The 18,504-nt window shown below is 38.2% G+C and carries 20 protein-coding genes and 2 pseudogenes; 10 read left to right on the forward strand and 12 right to left on the reverse strand.

Features of this window, described 5'->3' with window-relative positions; genetic code table 11:
* Positions 1 to 30: 30 nt before the first annotated feature.
* Positions 31 to 516, reverse strand: a complete 486-nt coding sequence (locus tag MMU07_RS14310) for a hypothetical protein (protein WP_241126559.1) — start codon at positions 514 to 516, stop codon at positions 31 to 33.
* 37 nt (positions 517 to 553) lie between these two features.
* The gene (locus tag MMU07_RS14315; RefSeq protein ID WP_241126560.1) at positions 554 to 1,015 is read right to left on the reverse strand and encodes a cold-shock protein; all 462 of its coding nucleotides are present in this window, start codon (positions 1,013 to 1,015) and stop codon (positions 554 to 556) included.
* Between the two features lie 439 nt (positions 1,016 to 1,454).
* Here MMU07_RS14315 and MMU07_RS14320 point away from each other — a divergent pair, with 439 nt between their 5' ends.
* The gene (locus MMU07_RS14320; protein WP_241126561.1) at positions 1,455 to 2,573 is read left to right on the forward strand and encodes an XdhC family protein; all 1,119 of its coding nucleotides are present in this window, start codon (positions 1,455 to 1,457) and stop codon (positions 2,571 to 2,573) included.
* A complete protein-coding gene (locus MMU07_RS14325) occupies positions 2,570 to 3,169 on the forward strand; it encodes a nucleotidyltransferase family protein (protein ID WP_241126562.1) in 600 nt (199 codons plus the stop codon). Before MMU07_RS14320 ends, MMU07_RS14325 begins: the two co-directional genes overlap by 4 nt.
* Here the strand turns inward: MMU07_RS14325 and MMU07_RS14330 are convergent.
* Positions 3,166 to 4,311, reverse strand: coding sequence for a cysteine desulfurase family protein (locus MMU07_RS14330; RefSeq protein WP_241126563.1), 1,146 nt, complete (start codon positions 4,309 to 4,311; stop codon positions 3,166 to 3,168). The two genes, MMU07_RS14325 and MMU07_RS14330, sit on opposite strands and share 4 nt — an antisense overlap.
* A 79-nt stretch (positions 4,312 to 4,390) precedes the next feature.
* Between MMU07_RS14330 and MMU07_RS14335 the strand changes: the two genes are divergently transcribed.
* Entirely contained in the window at positions 4,391 to 4,747 is a 357-nt protein-coding gene (locus MMU07_RS14335) for a hypothetical protein (RefSeq protein ID WP_241126564.1), read from the forward strand.
* A 130-nt stretch (positions 4,748 to 4,877) separates the two neighbouring features.
* Here the strand turns inward: MMU07_RS14335 and MMU07_RS14340 are convergent, their stop codons facing one another.
* Both MMU07_RS14340 and MMU07_RS14345 read right to left on the reverse strand, forming a co-directional pair.
* Positions 4,878 to 5,177: a type II toxin-antitoxin system RelE/ParE family toxin gene (locus MMU07_RS14340; RefSeq protein WP_241126565.1), complete on the reverse strand. Its 300-nt coding sequence runs from the start codon at positions 5,175 to 5,177 to the stop codon at positions 4,878 to 4,880.
* Positions 5,178 to 5,182: 5 nt separating this feature from the next.
* Positions 5,183 to 5,407, reverse strand: a complete 225-nt coding sequence (locus MMU07_RS14345) for a hypothetical protein (RefSeq protein WP_241126566.1) — start codon at positions 5,405 to 5,407, stop codon at positions 5,183 to 5,185.
* Between the two features lie 133 nt (positions 5,408 to 5,540).
* Here MMU07_RS14345 and MMU07_RS14350 point away from each other — a divergent pair, with 133 nt between their 5' ends.
* The 3 genes and pseudogenes from MMU07_RS14350 to MMU07_RS14360 all read left to right on the forward strand — a co-directional run bounded on the left by MMU07_RS14350 (position 5,541) and on the right by MMU07_RS14360 (position 6,690).
* The gene (locus tag MMU07_RS14350; protein WP_241126567.1) at positions 5,541 to 5,789 is read left to right on the forward strand and encodes a hypothetical protein; all 249 of its coding nucleotides are present in this window, start codon (positions 5,541 to 5,543) and stop codon (positions 5,787 to 5,789) included.
* Positions 5,790 to 5,804: 15 nt separating this feature from the next.
* Positions 5,805 to 6,173, forward strand: a pseudogene (locus MMU07_RS14355) (putative polyvalent protein kinase domain-containing protein); the annotation flags it as partial.
* A gap of 361 nt (positions 6,174 to 6,534) precedes the next feature.
* A complete protein-coding gene (locus MMU07_RS14360; protein ID WP_241126568.1) occupies positions 6,535 to 6,690 on the forward strand; it encodes a hypothetical protein in 156 nt (51 codons plus the stop codon).
* A gap of 78 nt (positions 6,691 to 6,768) precedes the next feature.
* Here the strand turns inward: MMU07_RS14360 and MMU07_RS14365 are convergent, their stop codons facing one another.
* From MMU07_RS14365 to MMU07_RS14395, 7 genes and pseudogenes are all read right to left on the reverse strand, one after another.
* Positions 6,769 to 7,062, reverse strand: a complete 294-nt coding sequence (locus tag MMU07_RS14365; RefSeq protein WP_241126569.1) for a type II toxin-antitoxin system RelE/ParE family toxin — start codon at positions 7,060 to 7,062, stop codon at positions 6,769 to 6,771.
* The gene (locus MMU07_RS14370) at positions 7,050 to 7,271 is read right to left on the reverse strand and encodes a hypothetical protein (protein ID WP_241126570.1); all 222 of its coding nucleotides are present in this window, start codon (positions 7,269 to 7,271) and stop codon (positions 7,050 to 7,052) included. Before MMU07_RS14370 ends, MMU07_RS14365 begins: the two co-directional genes overlap by 13 nt.
* A gap of 353 nt (positions 7,272 to 7,624) precedes the next feature.
* Positions 7,625 to 8,197: an Imm26 family immunity protein gene (locus MMU07_RS14375; protein WP_241126571.1), complete on the reverse strand. Its 573-nt coding sequence runs from the start codon at positions 8,195 to 8,197 to the stop codon at positions 7,625 to 7,627.
* Between the two features lie 484 nt (positions 8,198 to 8,681).
* A pseudogene (locus MMU07_RS14380) lies at positions 8,682 to 8,960 on the reverse strand (Txe/YoeB family addiction module toxin).
* Entirely contained in the window at positions 8,957 to 9,208 is a 252-nt protein-coding gene (locus MMU07_RS14385) for a type II toxin-antitoxin system Phd/YefM family antitoxin (protein WP_241126572.1), read from the reverse strand. The pseudogene MMU07_RS14380 and the gene MMU07_RS14385 overlap by 4 nt, the downstream one beginning before the upstream one ends.
* A gap of 263 nt (positions 9,209 to 9,471) precedes the next feature.
* Positions 9,472 to 11,634 carry a xanthine dehydrogenase family protein molybdopterin-binding subunit gene (locus MMU07_RS14390; protein WP_241126573.1) on the reverse strand — a complete coding sequence of 721 codons (2,163 nt, stop codon included), beginning with the start codon at positions 11,632 to 11,634 and terminating at the stop codon, positions 9,472 to 9,474.
* A gap of 2 nt (positions 11,635 to 11,636) precedes the next feature.
* Positions 11,637 to 12,095 (reverse strand): (2Fe-2S)-binding protein, encoded by a 459-nt coding sequence (locus MMU07_RS14395; protein WP_241126574.1) that lies wholly within the window; start codon positions 12,093 to 12,095, stop codon positions 11,637 to 11,639.
* 1,383 nt (positions 12,096 to 13,478) lie between these two features.
* On the opposite strand from MMU07_RS14395, the gene MMU07_RS14400 reads away from it, so the two are divergent.
* The 4 genes from MMU07_RS14400 to hrpB all read left to right on the forward strand — a co-directional run bounded on the left by MMU07_RS14400 (position 13,479) and on the right by hrpB (position 18,440).
* The gene (locus tag MMU07_RS14400; RefSeq protein WP_241126575.1) at positions 13,479 to 13,922 is read left to right on the forward strand and encodes a hypothetical protein; all 444 of its coding nucleotides are present in this window, start codon (positions 13,479 to 13,481) and stop codon (positions 13,920 to 13,922) included.
* A 214-nt stretch (positions 13,923 to 14,136) separates the two neighbouring features.
* Positions 14,137 to 15,282, forward strand: coding sequence for a Gfo/Idh/MocA family protein (locus MMU07_RS14405; protein WP_241126576.1), 1,146 nt, complete (start codon positions 14,137 to 14,139; stop codon positions 15,280 to 15,282).
* 76 nt (positions 15,283 to 15,358) lie between these two features.
* On the forward strand, positions 15,359 to 15,862 hold the full coding sequence (locus tag MMU07_RS14410) for a DUF2911 domain-containing protein (RefSeq protein WP_241126577.1): 504 nt from the start codon (positions 15,359 to 15,361) through the stop codon (positions 15,860 to 15,862).
* A 97-nt stretch (positions 15,863 to 15,959) separates the two neighbouring features.
* Positions 15,960 to 18,440 carry an ATP-dependent helicase HrpB gene (gene hrpB, locus MMU07_RS14415; protein WP_241126578.1) on the forward strand — a complete coding sequence of 827 codons (2,481 nt, stop codon included), beginning with the start codon at positions 15,960 to 15,962 and terminating at the stop codon, positions 18,438 to 18,440.
* The last annotated feature ends 64 nt before the right edge of the window (positions 18,441 to 18,504 follow it).

Genomic DNA, 18,504 nt, shown 5'->3' on the forward strand with positions numbered 1-18,504 from the left:
GGAAAGGGAGTTTTTGGATAACTGCAAAATCTATTTTGACATTAGCTTTAACTCCTGGACTTTTTCAGTGTAGTCATATTGCAGATCTTCATGCAATCCTGAAATAAGCTTTTCGATTTTTCCCACCTGTACCCTGTACAAATTGTCGATTACCGGATGGCGAAACTCCAAGAAACCATATAACTTTAGTTTCTCACAAAAATAAATAATCAACTCAATGAGAATTTCTTTGTCTTTGGTAAGTTTAAGGCTTTTATTGAGTTTTCTCCTGATCCCTTGGGCAGCTTTTTTGGCAAGGTGGTAATTCCGGGTGTTGGCTTTTTCGAATTCAAAATCAATTTCTTCCTGAACCAATTCAACAAATAATCTTGGGTTTTCCCTTTCAAAAAGTTTGAAGTATAAATAGGCTTTATTGTCCGTACTGAACTTGGCTAAATCCAACAACAGGACGGACAATTCTTTTGTATCAAGGAAGGCCAATTCTTTTTTTATCTCTGCAAGGCTGCCGATTTTCATGCCATTAAACTGTTTTTTGTTCAGTCACTGACCGTGATTAAGGTGCTTTGAAAAGTTTTACATCCACTGCACTCAACCCTTTCGGAGATTTCTCAGTTTCAAAAATAACTTTGTCATTTTCCTGAATAGGATCTATGCATTTGTTGATATGTACGAAAATACTGTCTTGGGAAACTTCATCCTTAATGAAGCCATAACCTTTAGAAGCATTGAAAAACGTTACCTTTCCTTTTCTAAGGTTTTCGCCTGGAAGCGGCTCAGCATGCTTTGAAACACCGATTTCAATTGTGTCAGCATCAAAAACTCTTTTCTTTGATGGATCTGGAGGGGTAGAAGTAATGTTTCCAAATTCATCCACGTAAGCAATCATATTTTCGAAATCCGTAACTTTGGCAGTATTGGACTTTCTGTCATCTTTCTTTTGCTGCTTCTCCTGTTTTTTCTTCTGTCTTAATTTTTCTTTTTCCTTCTTGTCGAAGGTATCTCTTGATTTTGCCATATGGTACAAAAATCCGGGAATTTTTGGGTATTTCCTATTTTATGGAAAAAGTATTTTAACAATTATTAACTCTCAATGAACTAGAGGCATATAAAGTGATCAGGATCATACTTATGATTTTTTTTTCGAGGATATGTATTTCAATAAACTTCTAATTGTTTGATATTCAAAACCAAACAACCTAAATAGGAATAACCTTATGACAAAGTTTATTCGTCGGGAAAGTCCAAATAAAAAGCTTACTATTCTACACCCTCAACAGCCATTAATTCATTTGATTTTTTTCCAGATAAAATTTCTACTTCTCTTTCTCAGAAATACTTAGATTGAGGATTATTTTCCGGGTAAATTTTGTTCGAAAAAATGAAAGAGAGAGTTTCCAAGGCAGAACCTATCAGATAATTCTGTCGGTTTAAAATTCCAATTCCAACCCATAACGATGAAAGACCTTCAACAAATCATTCAAGCATATCAAAATTGCAAGATCAGAAAGCAAAAAGCAGCCTTGGCAACAGTCGTAAAAGTCGATGGATCTGCCTACAGACGACCTGGCGCAAGAATGCTTGTTACTGAAGATGGAGAATTGACCGGAGCTATCAGTGGAGGTTGCCTTGAAGGTGATGCACTCAGAAAAGCCCAAACGGTCATTTTTCAACAAAGATCAATGCTTGTGACCTATGATACCACAGATGAAGATGACCAAAAATTCGGTGTTGGTTTGGGATGTAACGGTATCATTCAAGTACTGATCGAGCCTCTTGATTTTGAGGATGAATCCAATCCTGCCGAATTGTTGAAAGTGGCACTGAGTGACCGGCTTCCAAATGTTTTGGTTACTGCTTTTTCTTTGAAAAATACCCGTGGAGAGCAAATAGGCACCCGAGTGCTGTCTAAAGGTGGAAACACATTCGGTAAAATCGAAACATTAGATCCCGGATTGTCTGAGAAAATTCACCTTGAAATCAATACCAACGCTGAAAATCAAGTAAGCTCCATAAAGCAATATTCCGACCCGGAAGAAATCTGGGTGTTTTATGAAGCCATCATCCCTCCTATCCATATTCTTTTGTTTGGTGCTGGAAATGACACTATTCCTGTGGCCCAATTGGCTTCTTTGATGGGCTGGGAATTGACTTTGATTGACGGTAGAAAAAACCACGCGACAACGGAAAGATTTCCTACCGCTGCAAAGATCATCATCGAGCCGGCTGACAGGGCTGTTTCAGGTTTGAATCCTGATAAAAATACGGTTGCCTTACTGATGACCCATAATTTTGACTATGAGGCAGTGGTGCTGAAGGACCTGATGCTTCATGAACTTCCCTACATCGGGATTTTGGGGCCAAAAAAGAAAACCGACAAATTGATAGCACGGTTGGAATCAGAAGGAATCAAAGTTCCCACCGAAAATATCTATGCTCCAATTGGTTTGGATATCGGGGCTGAAGGATCTGAGGAGATTGCATTATCGGCCTTGGCTGAAATCAAAGCCGTATTGGCTAAGAAAAATCCGGATTTTCTTAAAAACAAACTTGGCCCCATCCATGAAGAAAGATGAAAAAGGAAATTAGAACCGGTGTCATCATCCTTGCTGCAGGCAGTTCTTCCCGATTGGGACAACCCAAACAATTGCTTGAATTCAAGGGAAAAACCCTTCTTGAAATTGCGGTCGAGGCTGCACAAAATTCACAAGCCCAATCCTGCGTATTGGTGTTGGGTGCAAATGCGGATTTAATTGTTGAAAAAATCGACCATACCAAAGTAGATCGAGTCGTCAACGAAAATTGGGAAAATGGGATGACCTCTTCCATGCAAAAAGGCCTGAATTATCTGATGGAAAATTCAGATCCTGACCAGGTAATCCTGATGCTTTCGGATCAGCCTTTTGTAGATTCAAAAATTCTTAACTCATTGATTAAAAATAAATTAAATACACATAGTGAAATCATTGCTTGCAGTTATAAGGAGACAATGGGTGTTCCGGTATTGTTTACCAAAAAGTATTTTCCGGAACTACTTTCCCTAACGGGGAATGAAGGTGCTAAAAAATTGGTAATGGCCCACCAAGATGATTTATACGCCATTGATTTTCCAAAAGGAGCCATTGACATCGACACCGGGGAAGATTATCTCAAGCTCAAAAATGATAGCTAGGATTTTCTCAAAGTTTCCACCACTTTTTTGATATAGTCTGCCGCAAAAATAATCTCTGACTCTGACGTATTTAAACCCAAACTGAAGCGGATTGATGCCCTTCCCAAATCAGGGTCAATTCCCATCGCCGCCAAAACGTGGGATGGTTTTGGTGAAATACTCGTACATGCAGAACCTGAACTTACGGCAACTTCTTTGTTTACCCTTTGAAGAAGCTCCACTCCTTCTACCCCACCAAAGGAAATATTGGAAACATGAGACAACCTGTTTTGAAGATTCCCATTCTTCCTTGTTCCTTCTATTTCTAAAAGCTTGCTTTCTAATAGATTTCGAAGGTTTTCTAAACGACTTGCTTCTACAATTTGATTTTTTGACCGAAGTTCAGCTGCTTTTCCAAACCCTACAATTCCGGGTACATTGAGCGTTCCGCTTCGGAATCCCTTTTCGTGTCCTCCCCCATCGATCAATGCCAAAGGCTTTGGAAGTGGATGATTGTGCCTGATATACAATGCTCCGACGCCTTTTGGTCCATACATCTTGTGAGCAGAAATGGCCATTAAATGAATTCCTTTGATGTCCAAAGGAATTTTTCCTGCCGCCTGTACTGCATCCGTAAAGAGGATAATATTTCGTTCTTCAGCAATTTGCTTTATTTTATCCATTTGATGGATAAGCCCGGTTTCATTGTTGGCCCACATCAAGGCAATCATTTTGGTATGTGGCAATATGCTTGATTTCAGTTCCTCAAGATCAATCTCACCAAATTGATTAACAGGTAGATAAGTAACTTCTGCTCCTTTGGATTGAAGGTGATCCAAAGTATCCAATACTGCTTTGTGCTCGGTTTTGCAGCTGATGTAATGTTGCTTTTCTCCGCTATAATGTTCAAAAATCCCTTTAATGGCCAAATTGATGGCTTCCGTAGCACCTGAGGTAAAAATGATTTCTTTTGGTTTTGCTCCTATCAGGTTGGCGACTTGTTCCCGGGCGGTCTCGACAGCATCCTCGGCCATCCAACCATATGGATGGATTTTGCTTGCTGAATTGCCGAAGTGCTGCCCAAACCATGGCAACATCGCTTCGATTACCTCAGGCGTACAGGGTGTAGTGGCATTGTAATCCAAATAAATCGGGTATTTCATCGAATTGCAAAGTAAATTCCAATGTAAAACCTTTAGCAAAACCAAACCTAATAAATGGTTAAAATAATTAATTTTGGAGATGCAAGAAACCTGGAAATTTTCCCTAAACCCACAAGATCAACCAAAAAATCCTGAAATCCTGCTAGAAGAAGTTTTGGAAGCAAATGAAAGAGATTTAGGAATTTTTCTTTCCTATTACTTCAAAAAAGAAGGGGCTGTAGCAGAAAAGGTGAAGTTGAAAGGAGAAATTGAATTTATAAGCGATTTGAAAGGTAAGTTGATGTTAGGTTTTGATTTGGTCCATTTCAATGCCTGCCTCAATATCCATGAACAAAAGCGGGATGAAATGCCGATTCAATTTGAATTTGACCCATTATTTCAGAACCTAACTTTGACCGGACCTTATTGGCCGGAAAGGGAAATGGATGAGATATAAGGGAGAAGCTTATGAAGTAGATGAGCTATCATAATCTTATTGATAATTTCCGGTATCTCTAAGTAATTAAATGCAGTTTGTAAAAAAAGTAATGTAAGGATTACAAGTAAAGGTATACATTGGAACCAAATTATTCTTTTATTGGCTCCTGACTTATATGAATCACATTTAGGATGTCGATAGAATTTTCAATGATTTCATATACGATTCTATAACTCCACCTAAAAAATCTTCTGATATTTCCAGTATTATTGGGATAAAATTCATCCAATTGGTATTTTTCTGGATGGAGATTTAGTTGCTTTGAGGCTTCAATTATTTCAGTTTTGACCCTAATAGCTGCATTTGGAGAGTCTTCTTTGATCTTGTTAAAATGAGCTTTCAGGGACAATTTTGCCCTTTCTGACCAAACAACTTTTTTTAGTACCATCAATCTTACCAATTTTCAGATTCTTTTTCCAATTCCTCCAATGAAGAAGATTTTCCATCTTTTATTTGTTGTCTGCCTTCATCAATAGCATCAATGTAATCTTGTAAAGGCATAGATGGAAAAGGTGGCTTAGAACCTTTTAATAAAATGTACAAAGCATTTAATTTATCACTGTCTGTGAATGAATCAATGGTTTGGTGAAGTTTTAATTGCAATTCTGCCAGACTCATATTGTTTTTTTGTTTTTCTAAATATAAAGATTAATACGTCTAAGTAGTTCAATTTTTGTTAATCAATTAAGCTAAGAATGAAACTGTTTTTTCTGTTCTTTAAAATATTTACCTTTTAATAATGTATAACCCTATGAAGCATGAACCACACAATATCATTTCAGGAAAGAGCCAAGTTAGGTATGGAGCAACTATCCAAGCAGTCTCCAGTTACCTTGGAGATGGCTCACATTCAAGTTCAAAAATTGAAATCCCAAAGCAAGTCAGAGAACAAGAAGAGGAAAAATTAAAAATACATATTTTTGAAAAAAGCCTTTGGATCACTGAAATTGATTTTTCGCAGTTCGTAAGCCAAGGTGCAGAGCAAAGAGTTTTTTTGTAAGATTCGGAATTCGTTTTTAAACTGAATGATGGGATATATTTCAATTCTTGGAAAGACTACTTTTTAAATTTATTGCTTCATAATTTTTTCTTTCCCGACACCGCCTACGATTTAATTGGTTTTACTGAAGAAAACCAAAAACTTTATGGTGTTGTGCGTCAAGCTTACGTATCTATCACCGAAAATACAGATTTGGAAAAAGTTAAGATTTTTATGGGATCAAATGGTTTTGTTTGTTCCCGCAATAATGACTATTTCAATCTTGAATTAGGAATCATTTTGGAAGATTTACATGATGAAAATGTGTTGACCAGAAATGGTATCCTTTACTTCATAGATACTGTTTTCTATTTAACCGAAGATTTTTGGGTGAAAGATGAATGAACAAGGTACATGGTCCAGTAGCTGTTCAAAATTCTTAATTCCTTTTTAATCAAATCATTAGAAGAGAAAAAATAAAAAAAGCCCCTTTGAGCGTAGTCAAACGATGGATGCTAGGACTCGGTGTAATTTGCAATTACACCCATTTATCTTTACCAATTTGTAATTGGACTATCCACCAAACCTTCAAACGAAAGATAGTTCCAGATCAATTGAATTACAAATTCTAAAATATATGAAGGCGTAATTGCAAATTCACGCCAAGCGGTTACGCTATTTATACCCAGATAGAAAAAAAAACCACCGTGAATAAGATTCGAACGGTGGGGAAATTGAATTTATTAACGATTTGAAAGGTAAGTTGATGTTAGATTTTGATTTGGTCCATTTCAATGCCTACCTCAATATCCATGAACAAAAACGGGATAAAATGGACGTTCAATTTGAATTTGATCCATTATTCCAAAACCTTACTTTGACCGGACCTTATTGGCCTGAAAGAGAGATGGATGAGATTTAAGTATTAGTTCCAATAATGAGGAATCTTTCAAGTTTTAATTCAGATTACGTGAATATTTTTTTGACTTCTGCCAAAATATCAATAATGTTTTGGTTCTTGTTTTACGTGTCTTACTCTCAAAATTCTGATATGCTTGTCCGTGATAAGGTAAGCAATTCTTAGGCTGTTACTTTCAAAAGACCTAAAATTACCATCATTATCGATCTTGAATTTATCAGGAGAAAATTTTTTTGGGTTGGATGGTAAGGTGTCAAGGATTCTAAAGATTTCATCAAATACGTTTTCAGCAGCTTGAATAGAATCCTTCTTAATGTGATCAATTTGTTTTTTAAAGGAGTTTCGGGCTTTAGTATCCCATATTATTTCAGCCATGATTTTGACTCCTTTTTAACATCTTCATGAGTTACAAATTCTCCTGAATCTATTCGACTATTGGCCTCTTCTAATTCACGGTTATATTGATCAATACTTATCCGATAATGTGAATCTTTCCATTTAGTGAGTTCATTGATTAGATTTTGATCCTGGATATTTGCCAACCACTCAAGTAATTCCAGTTTTTGTAATTGCGAGTTGCTCATTTCAATACTTTTTATTAAAAATAACGAATTTTATGTTTCATATAGTCCACCACTTTGTAAAATATTTCCTTCATTGGAAATAATGAAGTCATAAGTTTAGATGGAGAAAACTATTACATCCCTCTAATATGGTCATTAAAATGTCCGAAGTTGGAGTGATTGGGATTTGTAAGTCCAACCCTTTTATATTTCAATTCGCAATTGGACGAGCCAAACAATCGTTAAATCGGATATGGTTTTGCATAAAATCAAATACAAATTTAAAAATTACAGTAAATAGTAGTTACAAACTCGCTTAATACCAACGCCAAACTTCACCCAAGTTTGGTACCTATTTACGTCTATTTAAATAATTACTTAATTTTCAACTGATTAACCCAAACATTTGGAACTCCCAAATAATAATCTCTTATTCTGTCCTCTACGTGATTTGCTTCCCAAACTGCTGCATATTCTAAACCATCGCATTCTTCCCTTTTGGCTTTTGTTATTTCTCCTGTGTTCGGGTTATACAATCGGAACTCACTTGGAATTAGAGTGTCTTGGATAAATTTCATTGGTAAAATTTCTAATTCTTTCCGAATAGGTAGTTTCCCAACTTTTAGCCATTTTCCTTGGGTGATGACGTCATTATATACCACAACAATAAACAAAAGATTACATTTTTCTAAAATCGAAAAGTCTATAAGCTTATCTTCTGTCTTATAATCAAAAAATGCAATGCCTCTTCCATTTTGAAGAATCTGAGCATAAGAATAATATTGATTGTCAATATTGATTTCAAGGATTGAACCTGTTGTTATTCTTTGGTTTGCCATATTAATAATTTCCAAATTCTTTTTAGCCGCCTGCTGGGTTCGTTGTACCCTTTCTTTATTACTTGGATCTATCGATTTTTCTACTATTTCCTTCCTAGGCTTAGTCACTTATCAGCACCGCTGAAGTTCAAGTTGGCCCTGACTGAAATTTGAAACTTCACTCTAATATTCTTACCAATTTGAAATTGAAAATCAACCAAAACTACCATTAATCCCACCTAGGTTTTGTTTAGAGATTGATGCCCCCCTCGGGGTCTAGTCAAACGTCTTATACTAGAACTGGGTGGGATTTGTAATTCCACCCTTTAATCAATTCCAATTTGTAATTGGATTCAGGCAAACACCCAAACGAAATGTAATTCTTAGTAAAATGAATTACAAATTCCAATAAGAAAAAAGGTTTGGATTCGTTGGCAAATTGCGGTTTACACCTTTCATTTAAACCAGGCGCGGAATGGACGATACCAAAATAAAAAAGCTCCCTATCTCATTTTTTTGTCTTTTCAGAACCAAAAGTCTTGATAGGCTCTCAAATTATATTGCAAATGACTTTTTTAGACGCTTCCCTATATTTTCAATTTTTGAAAGAATTTTACTTATCACCATAATGGCCATAGGCTCCTAAAATAGTCACCACGATTTTAGTCCCATCAATCAAATAAACGAGCCTGTGCTTTTTATCTATCCTTCTTGACCAAGTATTCTACTGAAAATGTTTGAGCCTTTCCGGTTTTCCTGTACCTTTTTCAGGATGTTCTTTTAATTCCTGAATTAAAGAGAAAAATTTCTTTAAAATCGCCTGATTACCTGTTTTTTTCAGCTTCTGAATATCCTCCAAAGCCTCAACTGTAAATTCTATCTCAAAAGTCACATACCCAGGAGTTCCTTCAATTGCTCATCAGACAACTTCACCGTTTTTCCCTCTGAATAAGACTGAATGCTTTTGGCCAATCGTTCCTGAACGACAGGGTTATCAAAGAATCGATCATTTTTTATTTCGTTTGAAATTTCATAGACCTTGCCTTTTCCTCTCTGAATGATCACTCGCTCATTCTTATCGATCAGATCTAGATATTTTTTGAGATTTTGCCGGAATTCTCTAGTGCTTATTACTAACATGATATTAAATTATGTGTACACATTATGGTACACTAAACTAGGTAAAAAAGTTCAGAATTCCATGCTAATGGTGACTTTTCGAGTTTTTGGTCTGCCTGTTTTCTATTTAACCGAAGATTTTTGGGAGAAAGGTAAATGATTAAAAAAAATAGTTTAACAGTCAAAAATGTCTTTTCCTAAGTTGTGAAAAAGGATGAGATTTAAAAAAAAGCCCACCATAGAAAAAATTCCAACGGTGGGCTTAAATGATAACCTTGATTTTTTTAGGCTCTCTTTATCTGCAATTTAATATCTGAGAATTCTTTTTGTTCAATAAATGGCTGACTCCTAAGTCTTCTACCGGTTGCTTTGAAGATCGCATTGGCCACTGCACCACCTGTTGGCGGCAAAGCAGGTTCACCCAATCCTGTTGGATCAATGCCGTTTTGGACATAATGGACATCGATTTCAGGAACTTCTTTCATCCTGATCAAACGGTAAGTGTCAAAGTTTTTCTGCTTCGGCAATCCGTTTTCGAAGGTTAGGTTTCCATACATGGCATGTCCCATGCCATCGACGATACCGCCCCGCACTTGATGATTCGCACCAGTTGGATTCACTACAATACCGCAGTCTGTTGCTGCGACGATTTTCTTCAAAACAGGTTGGTTATTTTCCATTTCGATGTTTGCCACCTGAGCGACATACGATCTATGGGAAAAATACACGCTGAAGCCTTGCATGACATTGGCATCTTTGCCCCAATTGGATTTTTCAGCAGCCATCTTGATGACGCCGATCATTCTATCTACGTCATATTGCAATTCACCCACAGGCGAAGCTTTGGCTTTTGCCAATAAATCCAATCTGAATTGGACAGGATCTTTTTTGGCTGCCAAAGCTACTTCATCCAAGAATGACTGCTCAGCATAGGCCAAGAAATTGGTGATCGGTGCTCGCCATGCGTTGGTAGTGATGGCAGATTTATGGTCTACAGATTCGATCAGCACATTCTCTACTGCTCCTGAAGGGAAATTATTTTCTCTCGTAGAATTACCCGCATTGATTCCCACACCCCTCAACTTATACCCGATCATGTTTCCACTTTCATCCAAAGCTGCTTGGAATCTATACCTGACTGCAGGTCGATATGCTCCTCCAGTCATGTCATCTTCCCTGCTCCAGGTTAATTTGATAGGGGCATTCATCATTTTGGACAATTCAGCTGCTTCGGTTACGAAGTCGGCTCTCAGCCTTCTGCCAAAACCTCCCCCTAATCTTGTGATTTGTACAGTGATATTCTCAGGCGGAATGCCTAACAACTGTGCAGTATCATTCCTAGCCCTATCGGGAGTCTGAGTTGGTCCTACCAATTCGACTTTGTCTCCCTGCACATGCGCAAAGAAGTTTTGCGGTTCCATGGGAGAATGCGAAAGGAATGGACATTGGTATTCACTCGTGATGACTTGGGCGGCATTTTTGAAAGCAGCATCCACATCACCATCCTTTCTTTTGACTTCTGCAGTTTTACCGTTTAGCAATTCTGCAAATAGCCTGTCATGGTCAAAAGTACTTTCTACGACACCATCCGGCTCATATTCTATCTTAAGCAGTTTTTTTGCCTTCATCAGTGGCCAAGTGGATTTACCTACGACCGCTACGTTGTTTTTGAACGTAACCACCTCTGTCACACCTGAGATTGCCCTTGCGGCGGCATCATCCACAGATTTGATTTTCATGCCAAAAGGAGGCCTTTGGATCATGGCATGAAGCATGCCTTCCCTATAAAAATCAAGACCATAAAGCGGCTGTCCTGTAAACATGGCTTTGTTTTCCACGTTTTTGACAGGGGTGCCGATGATCTTAAAGTCTTTTGGATCTTTCAAAGCGACCTCTTCGGGGGCAGTAAGTTTGGACGCATCGGTGACCAATTCACCATAACCCATTTTTTTACCGCTCTCCTTGTGGATTACTTCTCCATTGGAAGTCGAAAGGGTACTTGCATCAACATTCATTTTTGTCGCAGCGGCTGCTATCAAAAGATGTCGTGCGGTAGCACCTGCTTTACGGAGTCTTTCCCAGGAATGCGGCATGGCACCTGAACCACCGGTCAGTTGTCTATCGTATTTTTCAACATCCAAATTGGCCTGAATGACCCTTACTTTCTGCCAATCGGCATCCAATTCTTCTGCTACCACCATTGGAAACGAAGTCAGGATATTTTGTCCCAATTCCGGGTTAGGGGAATAAATCACCACATCACCTGTTGGAGAAATGGAAAGATAGCTGTTGAAATTATGTGCGTTGAGAAGTATCTCTTCATTGGTCAAAACCTTCATCTTGGGAGAATCGCATCCTGACCAATAGAAACCGATAAACAATCCCCCGGAAGCAGTGGCTGCTATTTTGAGGAAATCCCTTCTATTTGTTTTCGTTAGATTTGCCATGATTATTTAAGTTTTGCTGCTAAGGCTACTGCTTCTCGGATTTTGTGGTATGTGCCACATCGGCACAGGTTTCTGTTCATCGCATTTTCGATTTCTTCCATGGTTGGTTTTGGATTTTTTCTCAAAAATGCCGCTGCAGTCATGATCTGACCGGCTTGACAGTAACCGCACTGTGCAGTATCTACCTCATCCCAAGCCTTTTGGACAGGATGGTCACCTTCAGAAGAAAGTCCTTCAATGGTAGTGATTTCATCAGAACCGATACTGGAAACCGGCAAGGTACAGGAAAAGGCCGCTTCACCGTTTACATGGACCGTACAGGCGCCGCATTGGGCTATTCCGCAGGAATATTTGGTTCCTACCAAGCCGATATGGTCCCTCAACACCCACAATAATGGTGTGTCGTCTTCAACTTCAACGTTGTAATCGTTTCCGTTAATTCGTAGGTTATAGTTTGCCATTTTTAAATAATGATTGATTAACCACAAAATTTAATCATTTACTCTCAAGTATTAAGGAAAATCACCTCCTTTTTTGACTGAAAGTGATAGAATGCATTTTTCGGGTTTAAGCGGATACAAAAAAACTGATCAATGATTTGTTTTTTATCACTTTAATCACAATTTCTTTTTTTTGCCATTAGTATTTAAAAAAACCATTGGCAGGTTAAGAATTAATGAAGGGAAAAGCAGTCTTTGTTTGAATCTTAATTGATAATTTAAAAAACTTTAAAATTACTGGTCTTCGTTTTTGACTACATCGAGTTGTTAAAGAGCCTAATCTTTTGATTTATTCTCGAAAAATATTGCTTCAATAAGTTGCCTAACAGGTCCTTTATGGATTTGTAATAAAATTGAAGACCAAAGATTTTATCAGATTCCATTTTGCAGTTCCATCTTTGATATATTAAGCAGTGCTTTCACCTTATTTCCAATTAAACGATTTTGCTGATAGGAGTATTTGCACGAATGCACCTGAAGATATTAAAATTTGAAGATTTTTATAGGGTTTTACAAAACCCGGCCATTTAATTTATAAACAGTTTTTGTTCTTTTTATTCTTTAGTAAAAAATGCTGTTTGTAGGAATTGCTTTCGATATAAGATGTGCAACAGCATGTTGGAATTCTTTAGCTCCTGATTTAATCCCCTATCTGTCAACAATCCTTTCCTAGCCTATCTTACTTTGGGAATCATTCGACGCCATCTCAAAAAAATTGGGATTGATTTAATAATAGAAAATTTCAGAATTTGATAGGTCGCATCAACAATTTGAACACAGGTATTAGAATTTATTAAAAATTGTTTTGGATAGTATGTGTATCCGCCTTCTTGCATGTACCAAACAATAATTTGTTGGAGGAGCTATCAAACACCAAGTGGAAAGTGGACTGTCGTCTGCGACAAGTATCCTCATCCGATACAACCTCCTAAAGCCCAAGGTGCAACATTGCGGGTACCCATATTTGAAAGAATATTCAAATTAAAATATTCATCAACCACTTAATTTATTTTAAGTTCAGTTTTACTAAGAGTTTTAAAAAAAGTATATTTTTTGAGCTTGATTTTGGATAAAAAGTATACCCAATTTTAGAAAGATTGGATGTGTTACAAACTGTAATTAGTCTTTAATTAATGCTCTTATTTGACGTAGAAGCATTTTTATGTACCTACAAAAATAATTTGAAGCAATTTTCGTATTCGGAAAATACGGTTTCACAACAGTTAATTTGTATTTTGATTTATTTTTATATTATTATTTTGATATTAATTTTTTTCTTGCTTATTTTCAATCAGTTGAGTCACCCAAAAGCCCAACAGTAATCATCCTTATACTCCATTTGAAATGAAAAAATTCATAACAAGTACAATGGCAATCTTAATGGTTTGCCTGACGTTTATGGCCAATGATTTATTGGCAAATGAGGGAACTGTGTCTCAGGACATAAGAATAGAAAATCAGGTGCAGTTGCAGGAACAGCCCGTTCAATTTGTTCAATCGGGTGTATTTCCTTTTCTTGGCGAAATTTCCGGTTTTCCTATGGAATTCAGCAAAACACACATCATACTCCTAAGCATCATTCTTGCTATTACTTTATTGGTATTTGCTCACAAAAACAGTTTCGAGACAGATATTTATGCATTTTATCATTCCAATGGGGATGGAAATATCAGTTTTGAAACTACAGAAGAACAAAACGACTACGAATTTCGAAGCTTTTTAGCAAAAGTGTTCAGGGTTTTAGGAATCCTTGTAGCCTTTTCATCATTAGTATTGATCATAACTTAAATAGACTCTATTGCCTTAACCAAAACATTGACTTTGGCTAATTTTTTTATCTAATCATAATTGGTGAAGAGGTCCACCACACATTGTGTGGTGGCCTTTTTTTTTAATTTGCTGTAATGTTAACCCTTGGGATTGCTAGACTTTTTGAATGTAATATATTTTAAAATCGAATTCTTGACCCTATCTTTAATTTTGATTTCAAACCAAATGACCTATGAAAAAGATTAAAACAGCCATTGTGGGAACAGGCTTTATCGGTCCTGCGCATTTAGAAGCATTGAGAAGGTTACCTAATATCGAAGTCACAGCACTTTGCGAGGTGAATATTGACTTGGCTAAAGAAAAAGCAATTCAGCTAGGCATTCCTAATGCTTACACTTTTGAGGAAATGCTCAAGCAACCGGAAATTGATGTTGTTCACATCTGTACGCCAAATTTCTTGCATTTTTCGCAATCAAAGGCGGCATTATTGACCGGTAAACATGTGGTGTGTGAAAAACCCCTTGCCACAAAAATTGAAGAAGCAGAAGAATTGGTTGCATTGGCCAAAGAAAAAGGCTTGGTTAATGCCGTTCATTTCAACCTTCGTTACTATCCACTTGTCCGTCAGATGAAAACCATGCGTGAAAATGGCGATTTGGGCGAAGTATACAGTGTAATGGGCTCTTACCTTCAGGATTGGTTGTTTTTGCAGACTGATTATAACTGGAGGTTGGAGCCGGACAAATCAGGTGATTCTAGGGCAATCGCTGATATCGGTTCTCACCTATTGGATATCACGGAGTATGTTACAGGCTTAAAAGTAACTGAGGTGATGGCAGATTTTAGTACAGTCCATAAAACAAGGCTAAAGCCATTGAAAGCCATTGAAACCTATTCAGGGAAAATGCTTGAACCCTCAGATTATGCGGAAGTGCCAATCAATACTGAAGACCATGCAAGTGTATTGTTGAGATTTGACAATGGAAACAAAGGCTCAGTCACTGTAAGCCAAGTCAATGCGGGGCGAAAAAATAGGTTGAATATTGAAATTTCCGGTTCCAAAGCAAACTTAGAATGGTGTTCTGAAAGGCCTAATGAACTTTGGGTAGGAAAAAGAGAATCTGCAAACCAACATTTGATGAAAGACCCTTCCCTACTGACCCGTGAGGCTTCCGCATTGGTAAGCTTTCCTGGAGGTCACAATGAAGGGTTTCCTGATACCTCCAAGCAAATGTTCAAAGAAGTATATACTGCAGTAAGGGAAGGAAAGCAGCCTGAGAATCCCAGTTTCCCCACTTTCGCTGATGGGCTTAGAGAGCTTTTGATCTGCGAAAGGATCATTGAAAGCCATAGGAAGCAGGCTTGGGTCAAGATTTAACCAAGTTTTTAAAACCAAAATTAGGCCGCACAAGTTAAACCATCAAATACTTACTACATTTTAAACCATGCAAAAAATGAACTTAAAAAGATTTGGCTTTTTGACAATGTTATTGGCAATGATGTCAATTGTTGCGATTGCACAAGAAAAAGCAAGTCCTGCAAAAACTGCAGAAGGAACAATAAAAGGTTCTAAAATCACCATTAAATACGGTAGCCCTGCTGTAAAAGGAAGAGTAATCTGGGGAGATTTGGTTCCTCTTGGCCAGGTTTGGAGAGCAGGTGCTGATGATGCCACCACCTTTGAGACATCTAAGGACATCAAAGTCGAGGGAAAGACTCTTCCTGCAGGAAAGTATTCTTTCTTTCTCATCCCAGGAGAGACTACTTCAACCTTCATTTTCAATAAAGAGGCCAAGCAATGGGGAGCTTACAAATATGACCAAAGCAAAGATGAGTTAAGAGTAGAAGTTCCTTCTGTACAGACAAGCACTTTGGAAGAAAGATTGGTTTACGAAGTGAAATCTGACAGTTTCGAAATCAGGTGGGAATATGGGAAAGCTTCTGCCAAGATTGAATAGAAAATAATTCCATTTGTAAAGCAATACCGCTGCTATGAATAAGTTGATATTCAATAAGCAGCGGTATTTTTTTTACCTTTGCATTAAAATTTAAACTTTGAACTTCGACTATCATTCTATTGACCTTCCTATAAAGGACATTATTCCTGAAGTAAAATCCCTACTTGCTGCCCATAACACACTAATTGTAAATGCGCCTCCGGGAGCAGGTAAAAGTACACTTTTGCCTCTGGCTTTGTTGGAGGAGAAATTTTTAGAGGGTAAAAAGATATTGATGCTCGAACCGCGTAGGCTTGCAGCCAAAACCATAGCTTGGCGAATGTCTGATTTGATCGGTGAAAAAGTTGGGGAATCCATTGGATTTAGGATCCGGTTCGAAAGCCAAATATCTATAAAAACACGGATAGAGGTAGTAACTGAAGGGATTTTGACGAGGATGTTGCATTCAGATAGTGCGTTGGAAGATGTAGGAATGGTGATTTTTGATGAGTTTCATGAAAGGAATATCCATGCTGATGTCGCTATGGCCCAATGCCGTGAAGTTCAGCAGATACTTAGACCTGATTTAAGGATTTTGGTCATGTCGGCAACATTGGATATGCCGCAATTGACAACTCTGCTTCAGGCTCCTGCCATCAAAAGTGAGGGAAAATCCTTCCCTGTTGTCCATCATTATGTCGGTGATTTTGACCTTGGAATTTTACCTGAGATGGTTTCAAAAACTGTGATAGATGCTTCATTGAAGCATTCAGGAGATATTCTTGTTTTTTTACCCGGACAGGGAGAGATCAAAAAAACTGAAGCAATATTGAGGAGACAGCTTCCTGATTTCTCAATACACCCATTGTATGGACTGCTGTGTCCACAAACCCAACATCAGGCTATATTCCCCAATAAAAATGGAAAGCGAAAAGTCGTTTTGGCAACCTCTATCGCAGAAACAAGCTTGACAATTGAAGGCATCGAAACAGTAGTGGATTCAGGTTATGGCCGTACCTCCAAGTTTAATCCAAGAACGGGTCTTTCAAAGTTGGAAACCATCAGGATTTCTAAAGATTCAGCCGACCAGCGCTCTGGAAGGGCGGGTAGACTTGGTCCCGGTGCTTGCTACAGAATGTGGTCACTGCATACCCATTCACAAATGGCTGAGTTTAGGACGCCAGAGATTTTGGAGGCGGATTTGGCGTCTCTAGTCCTTGATATGGTCCAATGGGGAATCAATGACATACAGCAACTTACCTGGCTGACTCCTCCCCCTTCCGGACATATTTTTCAAGCTTATGATTTGCTCCATGAAATCAATGCCTTGGAATCAGGAAAAATCACTGCTCATGGACAAAATATTCATGCCATTCCTGCACACCCCAGGATCGCTCATATGTTGCTTATGGCGGATCAAATCCAAAAAACAGGTTTGGCCACAGATATCGCCGCCCTGCTTGAGGAAAGAGATCCTTTGGATGCGGATTCCGGGGTAGATATCAATCTAAGGCTGGAAGCAATGCGAAGGGCTCGCAAGGAAGACCTATCTCTAAAGGGGATCAACAAAATAGAAAAAGTGGCTCGACAATATCGTAAAATGCTTCAGATTGAGGAAGAAAACGAGTTTGTAGATCCTTTTGAAACAGGTTTGCTGATCGCTTATGCCTACCCTGAAAGGATTGCCTGCTCTAGACCGGGCAACAATGCTCAATTTCAATTAGCAAATGGAAAGATTGCCACGATGGGTCATAAAGACGACCTTGCACACGAATCTTGGCTAGCTGTATCCCATGTGGATGCAAGAGATGGAATCGGTAAAATATTTTTGGCTTCTCCATTGAATCCCAAGGACCTGTTGCCCATGGTCAAAGAAAAAAAGATTGTTAAGTGGGACAAAAGAAACGGGGAATTGGTAGCGGTCAAAAACCTTTGTCTCGGTTCAATTATCTTAAAATCCAGTCCGCTGACCAACCTGTCTGAAACTGATAGGGCAGCAGCAATCCTGGAAGTTATACGCTCGGATGGAGGTAATTTACTTGATTTTGATGAAGAAACCCAACAGCTTCAAAACCGTGTCAACTCCCTAAGGATTTGGAATCCTGATCAAGGATGGCCTGATTTTTCGAGCCATTCACTTCTGAAGATTGCTGATAAATGGCTCTCACCCTACCTCATCGGGATCAAAAGAGAAGAAGACCTTCTCAGATTAAAACTGAAAGACATCCTGCTTAACAGCTTGGATTTTGACCAGCAAAAGCTTCTTAAGTCCATGGCTCCGGAAAAAATAGCTGTTCCGAGCGGAAGCATGATTCCTATACAGTATCAGGGAGATGGAGAATCACCGGTGTTGGCCGTACGTCTTCAGGAAGTATTCGGTTGGCTCGACACGCCCAAAATTAATGGGGGAAAAATCCCGCTGTTGTTGCACCTTTTATCCCCCGGATTCAAGCCTGTACAGGTGACTTCAGATTTAAGGAGTTTTTGGATGAACACTTATTTTGAGGTTAAGAAAGAGCTTAAGAGAAGATATCCAAAGCATTCCTGGCCTGAGGAACCATTACAGGCAGAAGCTGTCCGTGGGGTAAAGCGAAAATAGAAAGCAAATTTCATAACCTGATTTGAGAACCCTTTAGGTTTCTTTTGATTTCCAACGCTATATT

Source organism: Cognataquiflexum nitidum (assembly GCF_022538055.1).
Taxonomy (GTDB): Bacteria; Bacteroidota; Bacteroidia; order Cytophagales; family Cyclobacteriaceae; genus Cognataquiflexum; species Cognataquiflexum nitidum.